This window comes from Companilactobacillus tucceti DSM 20183, assembly GCF_001434665.1.
Taxonomy (GTDB): Bacteria; Bacillota; Bacilli; order Lactobacillales; family Lactobacillaceae; genus Companilactobacillus; species Companilactobacillus tucceti.
In genome coordinates, this window is record NZ_AZDG01000015.1 from 16,202 (window position 1) to 35,812 (window position 19,611).

General features: G+C 36.6%; 28 protein-coding genes. 4 read left to right on the forward strand and 24 right to left on the reverse strand.

Features of this window, described 5'->3' with window-relative positions:
• Positions 1 to 45 precede the first annotated feature (45 nt).
• A complete protein-coding gene (locus FC72_RS07265; protein WP_057766292.1) occupies positions 46 to 1,986 on the reverse strand; it encodes an amidase family protein in 1,941 nt (646 codons plus the stop codon).
• Between the two features lie 210 nt (positions 1,987 to 2,196).
• Here FC72_RS07265 and FC72_RS07270 point away from each other — a divergent pair, with 210 nt between their 5' ends.
• Together FC72_RS07270 and FC72_RS07275 are read left to right on the forward strand one after the other, a co-directional pair.
• Positions 2,197 to 2,859 carry a MarR family winged helix-turn-helix transcriptional regulator gene (locus tag FC72_RS07270; RefSeq protein WP_057766293.1) on the forward strand — a complete coding sequence of 221 codons (663 nt, stop codon included), beginning with the start codon at positions 2,197 to 2,199 and terminating at the stop codon, positions 2,857 to 2,859.
• A 15-nt stretch (positions 2,860 to 2,874) separates the two neighbouring features.
• Complete coding sequence (locus tag FC72_RS07275; protein ID WP_057766296.1) at positions 2,875 to 4,641, forward strand: ABC transporter ATP-binding protein; 1,767 nt, start codon at positions 2,875 to 2,877, stop codon at positions 4,639 to 4,641.
• A gap of 28 nt (positions 4,642 to 4,669) precedes the next feature.
• On the opposite strand, the gene FC72_RS07280 is transcribed toward FC72_RS07275, so the two are convergent.
• Positions 4,670 to 5,251 (reverse strand): SOS response-associated peptidase, encoded by a 582-nt coding sequence (locus FC72_RS07280; protein WP_057766298.1) that lies wholly within the window; start codon positions 5,249 to 5,251, stop codon positions 4,670 to 4,672.
• A 210-nt stretch (positions 5,252 to 5,461) separates the two neighbouring features.
• On the opposite strand from FC72_RS07280, the gene FC72_RS07285 reads away from it, so the two are divergent.
• Both FC72_RS07285 and FC72_RS07290 read left to right on the forward strand, forming a co-directional pair.
• Positions 5,462 to 5,899, forward strand: coding sequence for a MarR family winged helix-turn-helix transcriptional regulator (locus FC72_RS07285; protein WP_057766300.1), 438 nt, complete (start codon positions 5,462 to 5,464; stop codon positions 5,897 to 5,899).
• Positions 5,896 to 7,059 carry an MFS transporter gene (locus tag FC72_RS07290; RefSeq protein WP_057766302.1) on the forward strand — a complete coding sequence of 388 codons (1,164 nt, stop codon included), beginning with the start codon at positions 5,896 to 5,898 and terminating at the stop codon, positions 7,057 to 7,059. Before FC72_RS07285 ends, FC72_RS07290 begins: the two co-directional genes overlap by 4 nt.
• A 221-nt stretch (positions 7,060 to 7,280) precedes the next feature.
• Here the strand turns inward: FC72_RS07290 and rpsI are convergent, their stop codons facing one another.
• The 22 genes from rpsI to rplE all read right to left on the reverse strand — a co-directional run bounded on the left by rpsI (position 7,281) and on the right by rplE (position 19,596).
• Positions 7,281 to 7,673 (reverse strand): 30S ribosomal protein S9, encoded by a 393-nt coding sequence (rpsI, locus tag FC72_RS07295; RefSeq protein ID WP_057766304.1) that lies wholly within the window; start codon positions 7,671 to 7,673, stop codon positions 7,281 to 7,283.
• A 13-nt stretch (positions 7,674 to 7,686) separates the two neighbouring features.
• A complete protein-coding gene (rplM, locus tag FC72_RS07300; protein WP_057766306.1) occupies positions 7,687 to 8,130 on the reverse strand; it encodes a 50S ribosomal protein L13 in 444 nt (147 codons plus the stop codon).
• Between the two features lie 127 nt (positions 8,131 to 8,257).
• Complete coding sequence (gene truA, locus FC72_RS07305; RefSeq protein ID WP_057766307.1) at positions 8,258 to 9,001, reverse strand: tRNA pseudouridine(38-40) synthase TruA; 744 nt, start codon at positions 8,999 to 9,001, stop codon at positions 8,258 to 8,260.
• Entirely contained in the window at positions 9,002 to 9,799 is a 798-nt protein-coding gene (locus tag FC72_RS07310; protein WP_057766310.1) for an energy-coupling factor transporter transmembrane component T family protein, read from the reverse strand.
• Positions 9,800 to 10,654 (reverse strand): energy-coupling factor ABC transporter ATP-binding protein, encoded by an 855-nt coding sequence (locus FC72_RS07315; RefSeq protein ID WP_057766311.1) that lies wholly within the window; start codon positions 10,652 to 10,654, stop codon positions 9,800 to 9,802.
• On the reverse strand, positions 10,630 to 11,463 hold the full coding sequence (locus FC72_RS07320; RefSeq protein ID WP_057766313.1) for an energy-coupling factor ABC transporter ATP-binding protein: 834 nt from the start codon (positions 11,461 to 11,463) through the stop codon (positions 10,630 to 10,632). Before FC72_RS07320 ends, FC72_RS07315 begins: the two co-directional genes overlap by 25 nt.
• Positions 11,464 to 11,652: 189 nt before the next feature.
• The gene (gene rplQ, locus FC72_RS07325; RefSeq protein WP_057766315.1) at positions 11,653 to 12,033 is read right to left on the reverse strand and encodes a 50S ribosomal protein L17; all 381 of its coding nucleotides are present in this window, start codon (positions 12,031 to 12,033) and stop codon (positions 11,653 to 11,655) included.
• A gap of 28 nt (positions 12,034 to 12,061) precedes the next feature.
• On the reverse strand, positions 12,062 to 13,000 hold the full coding sequence (locus tag FC72_RS07330) for a DNA-directed RNA polymerase subunit alpha (protein ID WP_057766317.1): 939 nt from the start codon (positions 12,998 to 13,000) through the stop codon (positions 12,062 to 12,064).
• Positions 13,001 to 13,069: 69 nt separating this feature from the next.
• Entirely contained in the window at positions 13,070 to 13,456 is a 387-nt protein-coding gene (gene rpsK, locus FC72_RS07335; RefSeq protein ID WP_057766319.1) for a 30S ribosomal protein S11, read from the reverse strand.
• Between the two features lie 22 nt (positions 13,457 to 13,478).
• Positions 13,479 to 13,844 carry a 30S ribosomal protein S13 gene (gene rpsM / locus FC72_RS07340; RefSeq protein WP_057766320.1) on the reverse strand — a complete coding sequence of 122 codons (366 nt, stop codon included), beginning with the start codon at positions 13,842 to 13,844 and terminating at the stop codon, positions 13,479 to 13,481.
• Positions 13,845 to 13,865: 21 nt separating this feature from the next.
• Positions 13,866 to 13,982 (reverse strand): 50S ribosomal protein L36, encoded by a 117-nt coding sequence (gene rpmJ / locus FC72_RS07345; RefSeq protein ID WP_010018546.1) that lies wholly within the window; start codon positions 13,980 to 13,982, stop codon positions 13,866 to 13,868.
• A 31-nt stretch (positions 13,983 to 14,013) separates the two neighbouring features.
• Positions 14,014 to 14,232: a translation initiation factor IF-1 gene (gene infA, locus FC72_RS07350; protein WP_010018544.1), complete on the reverse strand. Its 219-nt coding sequence runs from the start codon at positions 14,230 to 14,232 to the stop codon at positions 14,014 to 14,016.
• A 95-nt stretch (positions 14,233 to 14,327) separates the two neighbouring features.
• On the reverse strand, positions 14,328 to 14,981 hold the full coding sequence (locus FC72_RS07355; protein WP_057766322.1) for an adenylate kinase: 654 nt from the start codon (positions 14,979 to 14,981) through the stop codon (positions 14,328 to 14,330).
• A gap of 14 nt (positions 14,982 to 14,995) precedes the next feature.
• Complete coding sequence (secY, locus tag FC72_RS07360) at positions 14,996 to 16,291, reverse strand: preprotein translocase subunit SecY (RefSeq protein WP_057766325.1); 1,296 nt, start codon at positions 16,289 to 16,291, stop codon at positions 14,996 to 14,998.
• On the reverse strand, positions 16,291 to 16,731 hold the full coding sequence (gene rplO, locus FC72_RS07365) for a 50S ribosomal protein L15 (RefSeq protein WP_057766326.1): 441 nt from the start codon (positions 16,729 to 16,731) through the stop codon (positions 16,291 to 16,293). Before rplO ends, secY begins: the two co-directional genes overlap by 1 nt.
• A gap of 29 nt (positions 16,732 to 16,760) precedes the next feature.
• A complete protein-coding gene (gene rpmD / locus FC72_RS07370; RefSeq protein ID WP_057766328.1) occupies positions 16,761 to 16,946 on the reverse strand; it encodes a 50S ribosomal protein L30 in 186 nt (61 codons plus the stop codon).
• Between the two features lie 17 nt (positions 16,947 to 16,963).
• Complete coding sequence (gene rpsE, locus FC72_RS07375; protein ID WP_057766330.1) at positions 16,964 to 17,464, reverse strand: 30S ribosomal protein S5; 501 nt, start codon at positions 17,462 to 17,464, stop codon at positions 16,964 to 16,966.
• An 18-nt stretch (positions 17,465 to 17,482) separates the two neighbouring features.
• Complete coding sequence (gene rplR / locus FC72_RS07380; protein ID WP_057766332.1) at positions 17,483 to 17,848, reverse strand: 50S ribosomal protein L18; 366 nt, start codon at positions 17,846 to 17,848, stop codon at positions 17,483 to 17,485.
• A 16-nt stretch (positions 17,849 to 17,864) separates the two neighbouring features.
• The gene (gene rplF / locus FC72_RS07385; protein WP_057766334.1) at positions 17,865 to 18,395 is read right to left on the reverse strand and encodes a 50S ribosomal protein L6; all 531 of its coding nucleotides are present in this window, start codon (positions 18,393 to 18,395) and stop codon (positions 17,865 to 17,867) included.
• 30 nt (positions 18,396 to 18,425) lie between these two features.
• On the reverse strand, positions 18,426 to 18,824 hold the full coding sequence (rpsH, locus tag FC72_RS07390; RefSeq protein ID WP_057766336.1) for a 30S ribosomal protein S8: 399 nt from the start codon (positions 18,822 to 18,824) through the stop codon (positions 18,426 to 18,428).
• 25 nt (positions 18,825 to 18,849) lie between these two features.
• Positions 18,850 to 19,035, reverse strand: a complete 186-nt coding sequence (locus tag FC72_RS07395; protein WP_057766337.1) for a type Z 30S ribosomal protein S14 — start codon at positions 19,033 to 19,035, stop codon at positions 18,850 to 18,852.
• Between the two features lie 18 nt (positions 19,036 to 19,053).
• Complete coding sequence (gene rplE, locus FC72_RS07400) at positions 19,054 to 19,596, reverse strand: 50S ribosomal protein L5 (RefSeq protein WP_057766340.1); 543 nt, start codon at positions 19,594 to 19,596, stop codon at positions 19,054 to 19,056.
• Positions 19,597 to 19,611: the final 15 nt, after the last annotated feature.

Consider the following 19,611-nt stretch of genomic DNA (forward strand, 5'->3'; position numbering starts at 1 on the left):
GTATACATATTGCTGTAAGCGTATGCAATTATAAGGGGATCAGCATTAATTTCTATTAATTTTAATATAGATGATCCCCGAAATAAGAAACACACCTATTAAACCTAAAGTTGTTTTATCTTCACCAGTTTGTGGCAATTTTTCAGTCTTATTGCCATTCACTTTTATTAAAGATTTTGTTCTAGTTATATCTGTCTTTGCATTAGGTTTAGAAACGTCTTTCTTATATAAATTATCAGGCTCATAATTTGGCTCTATTACATTTGATTCTTGGTTTTCTACATCATCATGTTGATCAACCGATGCTCTTCCATCATCTACAATCAATCCCGGCATTGAAACTGGTCTATATGGTAATTCCGGTTTAGGCTTAGTTGATGGTTTTGTATCAGGTTTCGGTTTATTTATTACATGATTATTATTTGATGATTCAGTTAAATCTTTTTGGTTAAACCTTCCATTACTCTCAAATAAATCACCCAATTGTAATAGCAAACGATCATTATTTCTAGCAGCATTAAATTGAATTCCTAATGGTAATCCAGATGCAGAAACATATGTTGGTAAACTAATAGCCGGTTCACCAGTTAAGTTAGATATTTGTGTAAAAGGTGAATAATTTAATGATGGCATCCATTGGTCTAATGCTAACTTAGCTTTATCTTCCTTGGATAATGAATCCATATTTCTAATTCTTTGTTCTAATGAACTAGTCATTAACGGATCTCCAACTTTTGGTGCTGTTGAAGCTGTTGTTGGCGTTAAAAATATTGGATATTTTTGATGGAATTGATTCATTTTTTCAGCAATTTTATTTACTGAATTCCAAGCATTGGTAACATCGTCCTTATTTATCGACTTTCCTAGTTGATAAATTGCCCATGTGGACAAATCAACATCCCCAATTTCCAGATGTCTTTTTAATTTACTAGTAGCTAAGTAATCAATAATCCCTGATGAACCAGCCCCAATCGTGTCATAATCATTCATCAATTCAGTTCCATCAATTGGATATTTTACTTTTTCAACCTGATATCCTTGTGACTTTAAAAATTCTACTGCTCTTTCAACAGCTTTTTTTGCATCACTACTAACAGGTGTATTTACTGGTGAATCCGTTGTATATGCAATTTTCATGGTTTTGGGATCTAACTTAATATCATTTGCTACTCCATTTGAAAAATCATCATATAATTTATCCGTATCTGCCATGGTTTTAGTCTCTGCAAAATGGCTCGTTTGATTACGTTCAGATTTAGAATCAAATGTCATCGACGCACGAGAAGGTTTAAATCCAATAATCCCATTCCAAGATGCTGGTATTCTAATTGATCCGCCTGAATCACTACCAGTTGCCACCGGAGCATACCCAGCTCCAACACCAGTAGCAGACCCTCCTGAAGAACCACCTGCTTGATAATTAGGATTCCACGAACTTCCAGTTGGCCCATATAATTTTGAATCAGTTATATTTTTTAAACCCATTTCTGGAAAATTAGTTTGTCCTATAACTATAAAACCTTCATCTTGAAAACTCTTAGTAATTCTACTTGTGCCATGGGAAATAACATCTTTCTCAAAGTATAATCCATTGGTATTACTCCCCCCGCTAATGGTATGTCCCAATCCCTTTAAAAGTATAGGTACTCCAAAAAAAGGTTGCCCTGTATCTTGAATTTCACTTGCCTCTTTCAAGGCCTCATCTTTTCTTAGACTTATCATTGCATTCAGACTACCATCTTTCTTTTCTATCTCCTGATATGCATATTCTACTAATTGAACGCTAGTTACCCTTTTACTTCTAACAGCCTCAGCCAATTGTAGTGCCGAACTATTTTCATAATCGCTGAGTGTAAATTCACTAACATTCTCGGTCGGTGCATCTATTTGATCAGCAAAAATAGTTTGAGTTGGTGCCCCAACTGTAAATAAAACTAACAACAAAATAATTTTACTTATTTTATTTTGTAATCTGTGGTAGTTCATCCTCTTATCCCCCTCAATTGGATATTGTTTATCAACATAATTAAATATAAACAATGATTCAATTAAAAGATAGAAATTTGTCATTTAGACAACCAAATTATTTTTAAAATAAAATGATTGACAATTGATTCGGTACCGAACTATAATGCTAAGTGAAATAAAGATTCGGTACCGAATTAATTTTAAACCATAGAAAAGAGGATTTTATTCATGAGCGAATTAACAAACAATCTAATGAAACAATTACATTTTATAAGTAAGGCAAGTAACAACTTCATGTATCAACACAAACAACGATTAACTGGTCAACAACGTGTTTTAGCAATCTTAAGATTAGAAGACGGATTGAGCCAAAGTTATTTGGCAGATGTTTTAGATCTTCGTCCCAGTTCGATTGCAGAATTACTCAAAAAGCTTGAGAATTCCAACTATATTACTAGAAAGGAAGATGAAAAAGATAAAAGAAATAAATTAGTTTATTTAACAGATGATGGTCGTAAAAAAGCGGATACAAACGCTGAAGCTAAAAATGAAGATGTAAATGACGATTTCTTTGCTGGTTTAAACGACGATGAAAAACAACAATTTGGTAACTATCTTCAAAAAATCTCAGATGGCTGGAGCGATGAATTTAAACAAAAATCATCCCGTTTTGTAGATCCAATGGATCGAATGAAAGATATGCAAAAAGTTCATGCGGCTATGATGGAAAAGTTTGGTGACGATTGGGAAAATATGTCCCCCGACGAAATGCGGAAAGTTATGCACAAAGCTATGAGAGGTAAAGATTTCTGTGGACCACATGGTGGATTTATGCCAGAACATGGAAGAAATTTCCGTCATGACTTTAGAAATAAACACGAATTTTATTAATACTGAGGAAAAATAATGCACAATCATTCAATGGTAATGGAAGATTTACCAAAAGCTAAAGGCAATATGAAGATCCAGGATTTCTTTAAACTTATCAACAGTGTTAACCCTAAAAAAGGTATTTTCATTTTAGGGATGTTATTAAGTTTAGTGACCAGTGGTGCTAGTTTAGTAGTCCCACAATTAACAAAGGGATTAGTCGATACAAGCAATCTAGCTAAAATAGACGGTAAGATGCTTTGGGTTTTGATCTTAGCATTCGTAATCCAACTAGGATTTGGGACTGTTGGTGGATTTTTGCTACGATATGTTGGCGAGAGCGCCGTTAAAACGTTACGTGAACGACTATGGAATCATCTACTCAAACTTCCAGTCGGTTACTTCGATGACCATAAATCTGGTGAAAGTAGTTCCCGTTTAGTCAATGACACTACCGTTATTAAAGAATTAGTAACATCCAAATTCCCTAATTTCATAACTGGTGGTATCCAATTAATCGGATCAATGATTATTCTATTTTGGATGGATTGGAAAATGGCGGCCATTATGTTTAGTGCTGTTCCAATCTTTACTTTGATCCTATTACCCGTTGGACGCATACTATCTAAACTAGGACGACAACTGCAAGCCGCTACAGCAGATTTTAATGCTGATGCTAGTGAGAAATTATCAGAAGTCAGATTAATAAAAGCAAGTAATGGCGAGAACTTTGAAAAAGATACAGGCGGAAACTTTATTAACAGGATATTTACTTTAGGTGTAAAAGACGCCAAAGTTGAAGCCGTACTACAACCAATCATGACGACTGCTATGCTAGGAATTTTTGTTGGAATTCTCGGATATGGTGCTGTAAGAGTACAAGCTGGAACTTTAACAAGTGGTGCATTAGTCGCATTTTTACTTTACTTGTTCAATATAATTGCCCCAATAACTAACTTTGCTACATTCTTTTCACAAGTACAAAAAGCTATGGGCTCAACACAACGTGTTCAAGAAATCCTTAATACTGAATTAGAACCAGTTGAAAACGGATCAGTAGTTGATGTTGAAGGTAAACCTATTCAAGCTAACAATCTTTCATTTAGTTATGCACCTGAGCATCCCATATTAGAAAATGTTTCTTTTGAAGCAAAACCTAATACAGTTATTGCCTTTGCAGGACCTAGTGGAGGTGGTAAATCTACCATATTTTCACTACTAGAAAGATTTTATGAACCCGATTTTGGAACAATATCAGTTGGTGATAAGCAAATTCAAGATATTAATTTGAACAATTGGCGTTCTCAAATTGGTTATGTTTCACAGGATAGTGCGGTATTTGCTGGAAGCATTCGCGATAACTTACAATATGGTCTTGATGAAAAACTGACTGACGAGCAATTATGGCACGGATTGTCACTTGCATATGCCGATAAATTCGTTAAAGAATTCCCTGAACAATTGAGTACACAAATCGGTGAACGTGGAGTTAAATTATCAGGTGGTCAAAAGCAAAGAATTGCTATTGCACGTGCTTTCTTACGTGATCCAAAAATTCTTATGCTTGATGAAGCAACCGCAAGTTTAGATTCACAGTCTGAGGAAAAAGTTCAAAGAGCCTTGGATCAACTAATGGTAGGCAGAACAACTTTAGTAATTGCACACCGTTTATCCACAATCGTTGATGCTGATCAAATATATTTTATTGAACATGGTAAAGTTACTGGTAATGGAACACATACAGAGTTGATCAATAATCATGAATTGTATGCTAAATATGTTAAAGAACAAATGGTAAATTAAAAGGAGCTATCAGCTGATAGCTCCTTTTTTATTCTTCAAATTGTGGAAATCCATTTACAGAATTAAGCATTGGCATTTTTGAATTAAGATAATCTAAAGCAAATTTATCATCATATAACCATGGTTTTATTTGATTCTTGCTAAGAATCAAAGGCATTCTGTCGTGTATTTTAATAACAGAATCATTAGGCTTGGTTGTTAACAGGCAACTACGCGGAGTTCCATCAAAATAGTCATAAAAACCGGCAATATACATCGTTTCAGGTTCCTCTCCATAGTTAAACCAATAACGTTGTTTATCAGCGGTCCACTCAAAGAAACCTGTCGTTGGATATACACAACGATGTTCCTTAAATCCTCTAGCAAACATCTGCTTTTGAGTAACTGTTTCTGACCTTGCATTAATAATTGATTGTCCAGGTTTAAATCCCGGATACCCCCACTTCATAGCAACAACCTTAACTTGCTGAAGTCCGGCAATCACGAGCGCTGTATCATCCGTTGGAAAAATCTCGCCTGTCTTTGGATTATAACCATTGTTTTTTGCCAATTGAAAAATCCTATTTAACTCTGCATTTTCGGTTGGTTGAAACATGAAACGTCCACACATAAACGCGACCTCCTAAATTATTACTTTCGCCTTCATTATCTTACTTTTACATACAAAAAAACACCCACCAAATAGTGAGTGTTCAAAATATACATTTCACCATCTAGAATTAGTTCACATCAAATTCAATACAACGAGGCAATCTTGATTACTTATACAGTGAGCTGTATAATTTATACATTCTGCTGTATAAATTTAAGGGGGCATCTTATGGTTCTTAATCAAGAATATATAGTGGCAAGGCGTGTCCTTGAGCTTGCCAATAAGCTGGTTACAAATCGTAACCAGCATATCCGCATGCTACATGTCACCACGGATCAAGCCGATGCGCTGAATTTTTTTGCTGATTATCCAAACAGTTCTATTTCAAATCTAAAAGACTTTCATCACATTAAACACCAAAGCGCCCAAGCAATCACACAGAAATTAAGTGAAAAAGGGCTAGTTGAGCTAACCGAAAATCCTAACGATCGTCGTGCCAAACTAGTTTCACTGACAGATGAGGGACATATCATGCGTATGCATTTAAAGGAAAATGGCTCGCATACAGGTGAACAGATTCTAAATGGCTTCTCTAATGAGGAAAAAGCACAGTTTCTGGCACTATTAGAGCGATCCGTAGACAACTTGAATCGAGGTAACAAATGAAGAAACATATTTATAATCGCAACATCGTGTTAATCTTAGCAGCAAGCTTCTTTTATCTGTCTAGTCCCATGCTGATCAATCCATTAATTACGGGTTTCTCAAAGAGTTTAGGTAGTTCTACACTCTTGGCTGGGGTAATTGCAGGGCTCATGAATATCGCATCGTTAATACTACGTCCGATTGCTGGAAATCTCGTTGATCGATATTCTAAATATTTGCTATCATCACTAGGTGGCTTTTTCTTGATAATTGCATCTGTTGGTTATGTAATTGTCACTAATCCTGCTTGGTTACTAGTAATCCGAGTGATTAACGGAATCGGCTATGTGCTGTGTACCGTTTGCATGGCTACTTGGATGGCTAATTTGTTACCTAGAGAACGCGTCGGTTCTGGTATGGGAATTTACGGTTTGATGAATGCATTAGGTATGGCCTTAGCCCCAGCACTAGGTATCTTTCTTTACAAACACTTTGGTTATCGCTACGCTTTCATGGCCTCTGTGATTTCCAGTATTTTAATGGTAGTACTTGTGCAACTGGTAACAGATCACGGTCATCCTCTGAAAAAAGCTACTGGTGTAAAGCACCAAAAAAAGTTCCGTATTGTTCAACCACAAGTATTACCGATTGCAATGATCCTAATGCTATTTGCATTACCATACTTCTCAACACAAGCATACATCGTTAGTTACGTGACATCGATTCATTCAAAGGTAGCGGTTGGCAGCTTCTTTCCAATCTATGCCATCCTCTTGTTAGTTTTGCGGATGTCGCTAAAAGATCTTTTTGATTCGGTTGTATTTGGTAAGTTTTTGTATGCAAGCCTCGGTAGTACTCTCATTGGCTTATTAGCATTAACACATCTGTCGAATAATTTCATGATGTTTATCGCTGCATTGGGTTTGGCCGGTGGCTATGGACTCATGTTTTCAATTTGTCAGGCAACCTCACTCTTGATTGCGCCACATAATGAGCAAGGATTAGCGAATAGCACTTTCTACATCGGAATGGATCTTGGTATGTCATTGGGTCCAATTATTGGTGGCTTGATAAAAAGTGCTATTCCAACTGCATGGTTTTATCCAGTGATGCTGGTAACTATTCCCATCATCTGGCTCATTTACTTCATGAATAAAAAGAGTTTGAATCACGTGTTCTAAATCAAAAAAGTACGCTTACGTATCACTTCATACTGATTAACGCCTGACACTAAAATATTTCTTCCTTCCTAATTAGATATTGGGGAGGATTTTTTATTTATCTGACTCCGGGTCACAAACAGTAATCATACAAAACAGTGGTGAGTAATTGGTGGTTATTCCAACAAAAAAAGACACCCACAATAATGTGGCTGCCTTGTAAACATTGATATAAAAAAATATTAACGTTTTGAAAATTGTGAAGCTTTACGAGCTTTCTTAAGACCTGGCTTCTTACGTTCCTTCATACGAGGGTCACGTGTTAAGAATCCAGCTGATTTAAGAGTAGGTCTGAAGTCTGGATCAACTTCAAGAAGTGCTCTTGCAATACCATGTCTAATTGCACCAGCTTGTCCTGAAAAGCCTCCACCGTTAACGTTAGCAATAACGTCGTAGCTTGCGCCTGTTTCAGTAACATCCAATGGTTGTTTCATATCAGCAATCAAATTGTCAAAAGGAATGTAATCTTTGACATCACGTTTGTTGATAGTAATTTTTCCGTTTCCGGGAACTAATAGAACACGGGCTGTTGAGTCTTTACGACGGCCTGTTCCAGCATATGATACTTGTGCCAAAATGTTTTCCTCCTTAAATTAGTTTGTTGATATCCAATTTTTCTGGATTTTGTGCTTGGTGTTTGTGGTCTGAACCTGCATATACGTGCAACTTCATGATTTCTTTACGACCAAGACTATTCTTAGGTAGCATACCGCGAATTGAGTCTTCAACAAACAATTCAGGTTTTGTTGCTCTCTTATCACCGGCACTAATGCTCTTCAAACCACCTGGATGATCTGAGTGAGAATAATAAATCTTTCCCTTGACTTTTTTACCTGTTAATTTTACTTTATCTGCATTGATGATAATTACATTATCACCTGTATCAACGTTAGGTGTGTAAGTTGGCTTGTTCTTACCTCTAAGAATTGAAGCTACAACTGATGAAAGTCTACCTAAAACGACATCTTCACCATCGATTACATACCATTTACGTTCAACTTCACTTGCTTTAGCTAATGGTGTTGTACGCATAATTTCCTCCAGTTTCTCGTCTGTTTGACACTCAATAAGTTTCCGGGGCTCATCGTGGGGCAAACAATACCAACAACAATAATACTGTGTATTTGACCATAAGTCAATAATTATCCACAGATAAATTTTAGTAAAATACTTCCTTTAAATAGAGCCCACTTGCAGGTGCTGTGCCTCTTGCCTGCTGTCTATCTTTAACTTTAAATAATCTAATAAAATCGTTAACATCTCGTCTTCCATTACCTATTTCAAGTAATGTAGCGACTAGTATCCTAACCATATTATATAGGAAACCATTTCCCGTAAATTCAAAAATCAATTCATTTTGTATTTGATCATATACTACTGTTGCGCGATAAATTGTCCTGACTTTATCCTCTATTACACCACCTGAAGCCGCAAAACTACTAAAATCATGTGTGCCTTCCAAATCCTTTATAGCAGTTTTAATCTTTTCAACATCAATACTGTAAGGATAATGACCTGTGTAAAACCTTTTAAAAGGATCAGTATAGTGTCCACAATCCACACGATATTGATAAGTTTTTTTCTTAACTCCAAAGCGAGCATGAAATGATTCATCCACAATTTCAGAATTATTCACTATCACATCTAACGGCATCAAAGAATTTATAGCCTTTAACATGCTATCAGCTGGAATATTTCCAGGATAGTCAAAATGAATTACCTGACCAAACGCATGCACACCAGCATCAGTTCTTCCTGAACCAAAAACATCGATTTGTTTACCCTTAGTCATTTTAAAAAGAGCCTTTTCCAAGACTCCTTGTACAGTTCTTAATTTTGGTTGCCTTTGAAATCCATGGAATTTAGTACCATCATAAGCAACCGTCAATTTATATCTTGTCATCTAATAACTCCGAATAAATAATAAAATAATTGTAATTAAAATCATAACGCCTAATGCCACATTATCACGTCTAGCCCAGCTTAGAACACGATACTTACTGCGACCTTCACCATCTTTATAACCACGTGATTCCATTGCTATTGCTAAATCATAAGCAATCGAGAAACTACTGACAAACAAAGGGATCAAAATGGGCACAAAAGATTTTATTCTTTGCATGACTCCACCTTCACCAAAGTCCACACCACGGGCTCTTTGAGCATCCATTATCTTTGTAGTTTCATCTATCAACAACGGTACAAATCTTAAAGCAATCGACAACATCAAAGCCACTTGTGTAACTGGAAATTTTATTACCTTCAATGGCTTCAAGATACTCTCGATCGAGTCAGATATTTCAATCGGTGTAGTTGTTAAAGTCAAAAGTGTGGAAATAAAGATAATCAAGACAAATCTTATAAAGATGTATGCAGCAATTCTCATTCCGTCTGTGGATAAAGTTAAAATTCCCCAATGCCAGATAGGATCATTGCTTGGTGTAAAGAACAGTTGCAACAAAACTGTGAATAAAATCAACCAAAGCATCGGTCGCAGTCCTTTAATAAAAAAACCTAAATTGATTTTAGATATATACACGGAAAACAAGACAAATAACAATAAGAAACCATATGATGCTACATTATTTGCTAAAAAAACTATTCCAATAAAATAAAATGTTATTAAAAACTTTCCCCGCGGATCTAGGCGATAAATTATCGAGTCCCCAGGTAAATATCTACCAAGTATTAATTTATTCATTTAATCACCATGAACTTGTTGTTTTATTTCAGCAGTTAATTCACTGATTGTAATAGGTAATTGTGGAAAAGAAAAATCCCTTTTCGATAACTTTTGTGCAAAAACAGCACTACGAGGCAACGTTAAGATATCATTGGTCAATAATTCCTTATCATTAAAGATATCTTTAGGTTTACCAACAGCCATAACCTTAGCATCGTGGATAACTACCATTTCTTCAGCATAGTTAGCCACATCGTCCATATTATGAGTTATCAAAATGATTGTTCTACCTTGCTTTTGAAGATTTTTAAACAAATCCATAATTTCTTTTCTACCTACGGGATCAAGTCCCGCCGTAGGTTCATCAAGAATAATGGTTTCTGGATTACTTGCCAAAACACCTGCAATTGCAACACGACGCATTTGTCCACCAGATAGGTCAAACGGTGACTTATCCAAATATTCTTCCCCAAGACCTACTAATTTTATCATTTTTTTGGCTGATTCTTTAGCATCAGACTCTGACATTCCAAAATTCATAGGTCCAAACATAATATCTTTTTCCACAGTGTCCTCAAACAACTGACTTTCTGGGAACTGAAAAACCATACCAACATTTTTACGAAGCGATTTTAAATTCTTATTATTAGTCTCAGGCGTTATTTCGCGATCACCAACCTTAATGGTTCCAGACGTTGGTTTTATGAGTGCATTTATATGACGAACTAAGGTTGATTTACCACTACCAGTTTTTCCAACAATTGCAGTAAATTTTTTATCATGAATAGCCAAAGAAACGTCATTTAGACCAATGCCCTCTAGTGGACTATTTGCTTCATATGAGTGAGTTACATTTTTGAAGATAATTTCCATATGTTTTCAATTAGCTCCTCTTCATTTAAATAGCCCTCAGGCAATTTTATTCCGTCTTTAAGTAAAGATGCAACTTGACTAGAAAAAGGCTCCTCAAGGCCATATTTTGTTAGCTCTGAGCCCATATCATAGATGGCCTTCGGGTCAGCTTCCTTTACAACTTCTCCCGAACGTAAAACAACGATTCTCTCAGACAACTCTGTTTCCTCAATATCATGAGTAATAGAAATAATTGTCATATCTTGTTGATCACGTAATTGTTTTACTAAATCTAATACTGTTTTGCGACCATTGGGGTCAAGCATACTGGTAGACTCATCCATAATTATAATAGATGGTTTAGTGGCCAAAACTCCAGCAATTGCTACACGTTGCTTTTGTCCACCAGATAAAGATTGAGGATCACGAGTTTTATAATCTTGCATATCGACCATTTTCAGTGCATCGTCAACTTCTTTTACCATCTCATCTCTTGGAACACCTTGATTCTCTAAACCAAAGGCCACGTCATCTTCAACAGTAGCGCCAACAAATTGATGGTCAGGATTTTGAAAAACTATTCCAATTTTTGAACGGATATTCCAAATATTTTCTTCATTGACTTCTTGACCATCTACAAAAATAGTCCCTGATTCACTTTCAATCAGTCCATCAATCAACTTCGCCAACGTAGACTTACCACTACCATTTCTTCCAACAATAGATACCCACTCATTTCGATAAATATCTAACGAAAGATTATTAATAGCTGGTTGTTTAGATTCCGGATATGTATATGTAACATCTTTGATTGAGATTATTTTTTCCACTTGAATACCTCTTAATAATAAGCTAAGTCTATCATATAGGAAAAATCACTTTTTGGGTAAAAAAAAATCATTCGACAAATTAGTGTCCCCTTTTAAAAGGATCTTAGAGATAGACTTGGCAATTGCCATCATCTTAACACTCACTAATTTATCAGAATGACTGATTTTTTATTAACAAACGATTAATTATTAAACTAATTCAATAATAACCATTGGAGCTGCATCTCCACGGCGAGGTGCAGTCTTCAAAATACGTGTATATCCACCGTTACGGTCTTGGTAACGAGGTGCAATATCACTAAACAATTTTTGAAGTGCTGATTGAACAACAACCGCATCATCATCTTCTGTAATATTAGCAACTTCGTTTCTAACGTAAGCAGCAGCTAAACGACGAGCATGTAGATCGCCACGTTTTCCTAAGGTAATCATTTTGTCAGTTGTACGACTGATTTCCTTAGCACGAGTTTCAGTTGTAACAATACGTTCATTAATGATTAAATCAGTAGTTAAATCGCGTAACATTGCTTTTCTTTGAGAACTTGTACGTCCTAATTTACGGTAGCCCATGTCTATACCTCCTGTTTGAATTTGACTTTTAGTCTTCTTGCTTTAATGATAATCCAAGATCAGATAACTTTTCTTTAACTTCAACTAATGACTTACGTCCAAGGTTACGAACACGCATCATGTCGGCTTCAGTTTTTTCAGTAAGCTCTTGCACAGTATTGATACCGGCACGCTTCAAACAATTGTATGAACGAACTGATAGGTCCAATTCTTCGATTGTCATTTCAAGCTTCTTCTCTTTTTGTGTTTCTTCTTTTTCGATCATCATATCAGCGCTCTTAGCTTCTTCAGTAAGATTTACAAAACTTGTTAAATGCTCTGTAAGAATCTTAGCAGATAAACTAATTGCTTCTCGTGGTCCAATAGAACCATTTGTCCAGATATCAATGGTCAACTTATCAAAGTCGTTTCTCTTACCCACACGAGTGTTTTCAACCTGGTAGTTAACCTTATCTACTGGAGTAAATATTGAGTCAACTGGTAAAACACCGATAGGTGTTTCGTCGGTTTTATTTTGTTCTGCAGGAGTATATCCACGACCATTTTTAATTGTTAATTGCATGTGGAAGTGTCCACCCTCGGCAACAGTACAAATAAATTGTTCTGGGTCAAGGATTTCCAAATCATCATCAGCTTTAATGTCTTTAGCTGTAACAGTTGCTGGGCCGACTACGTCTACTTCAGCTTTAAGACTGTCTTCAGCATGAGACTTTAAGTTTAACTTCTTAACGTTAAGCACAATTTGAGTAACGTCTTCAATTACACCATCAACGGCTGAAAATTCATGCAATACACCATCTATTTGAATGTCTGATACCGCTGTACCTGGTAATGATGCAAGTAAAACTCTACGTAAAGAGTTTCCTAGTGTTGTACCATAACCTCTTTCCAACGGTTCGATAATATATTTACCATAATCGCTGCTTTCTTCAACGGCAGTAATAGTTGGCTTTTCAAATTCGATCATTCGGTTAGTTCCCCTTTCAAAACGAAATGTGTGTAGCTTAGTTCATATGGGTATAAAACCAAAACCATTCTATACACGACGACGCTTTGGAGGACGTGAACCATTGTGAGGAACTGGTGTAACGTCACGAATAGCTGTAATTTCCAATCCAGTAGCTTGTAATGAACGGATTGCAGCTTCACGACCTGAACCAGGACCCTTAACAGCTACTTCAACTGTTTTCATACCTTGTTCCATTGATTCTTTAGCAGCTGCTTCACCAGCCATTTGTGCAGCAAATGGTGTTGATTTACGGCTTCCCTTGAATCCTAATGCACCAGCTGATGACCATGAAACAGCGTTTCCGTTAACATCAGTGATCATAACTAGTGTGTTATTGAATGTAGAGTGGATATGTGCAACTCCAGACTCAATATGCTTCTTAGTACGGCGTTTACGACCTTTGTTTTGTGCCATGAATTAACCTCCTATCTTATAATTACTTCTTCTTACCCGCGATAGATACTTTCTTACCCTTACGAGTTCTTGCATTATTCTTTGTGTTTTGACCTCTAACGGGCAATCCACGTCTGTGTCTCATACCACGATATGAGCCAATTTCTTGTAGTCTCTTGATATTCATACTTACTTCACGACGCAAGTCACCTTCGACACGTACTTTGTCAACTTCTGCACGAATTTTATCTTCTTGATCAGGAGTCAAGTCTCTTGTACGAACGTCTTCAGAAACGCCAGCATCTTTAAGTACTTTTTGAGCTGTTGTATTACCAATACCAAAAATGTATGTTAAGGCAATAACGATTCTCTTATCACGAGGCAAATCTACACCTGCTATACGAGCCATTAATTGCACCTCCTATATTTATTATCCTTGTCTTTGTTTGTGCTTTGGATCTGCAGAGCAAATAACCATGACGCGTCCACGTCTTTTGATTACCTTACAATGCTCACACATAGGTTTAACGGATGGTCTTACTTTCATGTTGGAACCTCCATTCCATTAAAATAAATTATTATCTGTATCTATATGTAATTCTTCCCTTGGTTAAATCATAAGGGGATAATTCCACGGTAACCTTGTCACCGGGCAAAATTCTGATATAGTGCATACGGATTTTACCTGACACATGGGCCAAAACAGTTGCCCCATTTTCAAGTTTTACCTTAAACATTGCGTTAGGCAATGTTTCTGAAATTGTACCTTCTACTTCAATGACATCTTCTTTTGCCAAAGACATTAACCTCCATCGGGATGAAATTCGCCTGCATATACCGCGAAATTATACAATAATTTTTTAGTTATGTAAACAATTCAAAGTAAAAAGTTTTACAGACTTTGTAAAACTTTCTTTACTTCTTTATAAACTTCATCTATTTCTTGTTCACCATTGATTTTATATAACAAGTTTAACTTGTCATAAAAATCAATTAATGGTGTATTCATTTCAATATTAACTTTTAATCTATTCTTTACAGTTTCTGGTTTATCATCATCACGTTGATAAAAATCATGTCCGCCACAGACGTCACATGTTCCTTCAACTTTTGTAGGATTATAAATCTTATGATAAGTTGCTCCACACTTGGAACAAATATATCTTCCAGATAAACGATCAACTAATGATTCAGGCTTTACATCAATATAGATGACAGCATCTATTGGTTTGTTTACATTCTTTGCAATTGTCTGTAAAGCATTAGCCTGTTCAAGAGTTCTCGGAAATCCATCAAGCATATATCCATTCTTTTGAACGTCATCTTTAGCCAAACGCTCTTCAACAATAGCCTCGGTAACGTCGTCAGGAACTAACTCACCTTTATCCATATAACTCTTAGCCTTTAGACCAACTTCAGTTTCATCAGCCATAGCTTGTCTAAACATATCACCAGTTGAAATATGAACTACATTAAAATCTTCAACAATTTTTTCAGCTTGAGTACCTTTACCAGCTCCGGGTAAACCCATCAATACGATATTCATTGTCACATCTCCTATTATCTAATAAAACCAACGTATTCACGCTTCATCAATAGACCTCTTAATTGACGATCCATTTCCAATGCAACACCGACAATAATCAAAAGACTAGTACCACCAAGTCCGATGGACTGTGGTAAGCCGAAGATATTTGCGGCAAGTAATGGAAGCAATGAAACCAATCCTAAGAATACTGAACCAACAGTGGACAATCTCATCAAAATACCTGACATGAACTTAATTGTTTCATTACCAGGCCAGACACCAGGAATATAAGCTCCCTGTTTCTGTAAGTTTTCTGCAAGTTTTTCAGGATTTACTTGAACAAATGCATAGAAGAAAGTGAATAACACAATCAACAATGTATATAGTAGGGATCCTGTTGTTGTCTGCATACTGAATATATTTGTTAACACTTGATACCAACTATCTTCGCTGTGATTTGCTTGGAATGCCATCAAAATAGTTTGAGGCGTTACAATAAATGAACTAGCAAAGATAACGGGAATAACACCAGCAACATTAACCTTTAATGGTAAGAAACTCTCACTACCACTTCCGGCTGCACGTCTTGTATATTGAATTGGAACTCTTCTGTTAGCTTGTTGTACATATGTAACAAATTGAACAACGATCAGAACAGCTATAACCAATCCAACCATAAATGCTATATTCTTACCTAAGTCAGCAGAACTTGAGTTGATCACATTGTCACGATAGATTTGATAGACACCGTTAGGGAATCTAGCAATAATACCGGCAAAGATGATAACTGAAACTCCGTTACCTAGACCTTTATCGGTGATTTGTTCACCAATCCAAGTAAGTAGCATAGTACCACCGGTCAAAATAATACCGATAGTAATAAATGCCTGAATATTAGGAGATTTAACAAGTCCTAAACCACTAAGTTGATTAAAATCAGCAGTAATTCCGATTGATTGAACAAAACCTAAAACAATCGTCAAATATCTCGTTACTTGATTTAGTTTTCTACGACCAACCTCACCTTGCTTACTCCACTCTACAAACTTTGGAACAATGTCCATTTGCAAAAGTTGAACAACAATTTGTGCGGTGATGAATGGTGAAACACCCATTGAGAAAATAGAATAATTTGCAAGACCACCACCAGTAACAGTATCCAATAGGGGAACTAACCCTGAAGAACTAACCTTGTCCATTGCCGAAGCATTGACACCAGGTACTGTGATTTGCGATCCCAAACGATAGATAACAAGTAACAACAAGGTAAAGAGAATCTTTTGACGGATTTCTTTGACCTTTAGAGCATCTCTGATAGTTTTAAGCATTAGATCACCTCTACAGTTCCACCAGCAGCTTCAATTGCCTTCTTAGCAGCTTCAGAAACTTTAGTAACTTTAACTGTTAATTTAGCACTAACTTCTCCGTTAGCAAGTAACTTAACTCCGTTGAATTGTTTTTTAACAATTCCAGCTTCTTTTAATGTATCAACATTAACTTCAGCACCGTCGTTAAATTTGCTTAAATCTTTAAGGTTTACAATAGCGTATTCCTTGCGATTGATATTCTTGAATCCACGCTTTGGCATACGACGGAACAATGGCATTTGTCCACCTTCAAAACCAATACGTGTTTTACCACCTGATCTAGCTAATTGACCTTTTTGTCCACGACCAGCAGTTTTACCTTGGCCACTTGAAGTACCACGACCTAGACGCTTTCTTGAGTGTCTTGAGCCAGCACTTGGCTTAAGTTCGTTTAGTTCCATTCTTGCACCTCCTAATCTTTTAAAATTTATTAATCTTTAACTTCTTCCACGCTAACTAGATGAGCGATTTTTAATACAGCACCACGGATTGCAGGATCGTCCGGCTTAACAACTGAACTATTAACTCTTCCGAGTCCTAGTTCTTTAACAATTGTACGTTGAGCAGGAAGGCGGTGAGCTGCACTTCTAATAAGAGTAATTTTAAGTTTAGCCATAATTACGCACCTTTCTTTTAGTTAAGCAATTCTTGGGCTGAAATTCCGCGCATCTCAGAAACGCTTTCAGCTGTTTTAATTTCTTTTAGTCCTTCGATTGTTGCACGAATAACGTTAATTGGTGTATTTCTACCAAGTGATTTACTTGTAATATCACCAACACCGGCTAATTCAAGCACGGCACGGACAGCACCACCAGCAGCGATACCAGAACCTTCGATAGCAGGCTTCAACATAATTCTACCAGCACCGAATCTACCGATAACTTCGTGAGGAATTGTTGAACCAACCATAGGAACATTAATTAAGTTCTTTTTGGCATCTTCAACAGCCTTACGAATAGCTTCAGGAACTTCTTGAGCTTTACCAGTTCCGAATCCAACGTGACCAGCTTTGTCACCAACAATTACGATAGCAGCAAAACGTAGACGGCGTCCACCTTTAACAACCTTTGTGACACGGTTGATTGAGACAACGCGATCTTCTAATTCCATTTGAGATGGATCGATATATGTCATAAATTTGGTTTCCTCCTTCTAGAATTTTAGCCCATTTTCACGAGCTGCTTCAGCAAGACTTTGTACACGACCATGGTAGATATATCCGCCACGATCAAAAATAACTTCACTGACTTTGGCATCTTGTGCTCTTTTAGCAACTAATGCACCAACGGCTGCAGCTTCTTCAACTTTAGAACCGTCGCTTACCTCTTTATCAAGAGATGAGGCACTTGCTAGCGTTACACCCTTTACGTCATCAATTACTTGAGCGTAAATGTTTTTATTTGAACGGAATACATTTAAGCGTGGGCGCTCAGCAGTACCAGAGATTTTGGCACGGACACGTTTTTGGCGCTTTTGACGTGCTTTGTTTTTATCTGGTTTTGAAATCACAATTTTCACCTCATACTATTATTTACTATTTACCAGTTTTACCTTCTTTACGACGAACATATTCATCAACATAACGAATACCTTTACCCTTATATGGTTCTGGGGGACGTACGTCGCGGATCTCGGCAGCAAATTGGCCAACCTTTTGTTTACTGATACCAGAAATATTGATTTCAGTATTTGAAGGTGAATCAACCTTGATGCCCTTTGGTGCTTCCATAACTACAGGATGTGAATAACCAACTGAAAGTGTTAGTGTTTCACCCTTAACTTGTGCACGGTAACCAACACCTCTAAGCTCAAGCTTCTTTTCGAAACCTTCTGTTACACCGAGGATCATGTTGTTAAGGTTTGCGCGCATTGTTCCGTGAAGAGCTTTATCATTATCACTTTCACGATCGAACTTAGCTTCGTTACCTTCAAGAGTTAACTTGATTTTTGGATCAAAATGTCTTGTTAATTCACCCTTAGGGCCCTTAACAGTAATATCTTCATCTTTTTGAGTAATTGTAACTCCTTCTGGGACTTCAATTACTTTATAACCGATACGACTCAAATTCGTGCACCTCCTTATCTTTTAAAAATTTTACCAAATGTATGCAAGAACTTCGCCACCAACACGTTGTGCACGGGCTTCTTTATCAGTTACAACACCTTTTGATGTTGAAAGGATAGCAATACCTAATCCGTTAAGGACCTTAGGCACATTATCTGAATCTACATAACTACGCAAACCTGGTCTTGAAATACGTTTCAAACCAGTGATTACACGTTGTTGATCTTTACCATACTTTAAGACGATACGAATAACATCTTGCTTGTTATCTTCGATGATTTCGTAATCTTTGATAAATCCTTCATTCTTCAAAATCTCTGTAATGCTCTTCTTGATGTTTGAAGCAGGCACTTCTAGAGATTCATGTTTAACCATATTAGCGTTACGGATTCTTGTTAGATAATCCGCAATAGGATCTGTCATGACCATTAATTTTACCTCCTCTTTTAATATCTTACCAACTAGCTTTTCTCATGCCAGGGATTTGACCTTTGTGGGCCAATTCGCGAAGGCAAACACGGCAAAGTTTGAACTTACGATATACAGAATGTGGACGACCACAACGTTCGCAACGTGTGTACTCTTGTGAAGAGAACTTAGCAGGTCTGTGATTACGTACCATTTGAGACTTCTTAGCCATTGAATTTGACCTCCCTTATTATTTTGAAAATGGCATTCCTAATTGTGTTAATAATTCACGTGATTCTTCATCAGTATTTGCTGTTGTAACAATAACGATGTCCAATCCACGAATTTTGTTAACCTTATCATAATCGATTTCTGGGAAAACCAATTGTTCTTTGATACCTAGTGTATAGTTACCGCGACCATCGAATGAACGAGTACCTACACCGTGAAAATCACGAACACGAGGTAAAGCGATATTAATTAACTTGTCAAGGAAGTCATACATGCGATCACCACGAAGTGTAACCTTAGCACCAATTGACATACCTTCACGTAATCTGAATCCGGCGATTGATTTCTTAGCTTTTGTGATCAAAGGTTTTTGACCAGCAATAAGTCCTAATTCTTCTACTGCTTCGTCAAGATTCTTTGAGTTAGCAATAGCATCACCAACACCCATATTCAAAACGATCTTGTCAATCTTTGGTGTTTGCATGTTAGATGTGTAATTGAATTTTTCCATCATTGATGGTGTAATTTCTTTTACATACATTTCTTTTAATGCATTAGCCATTTAGTTTTCTCCTTT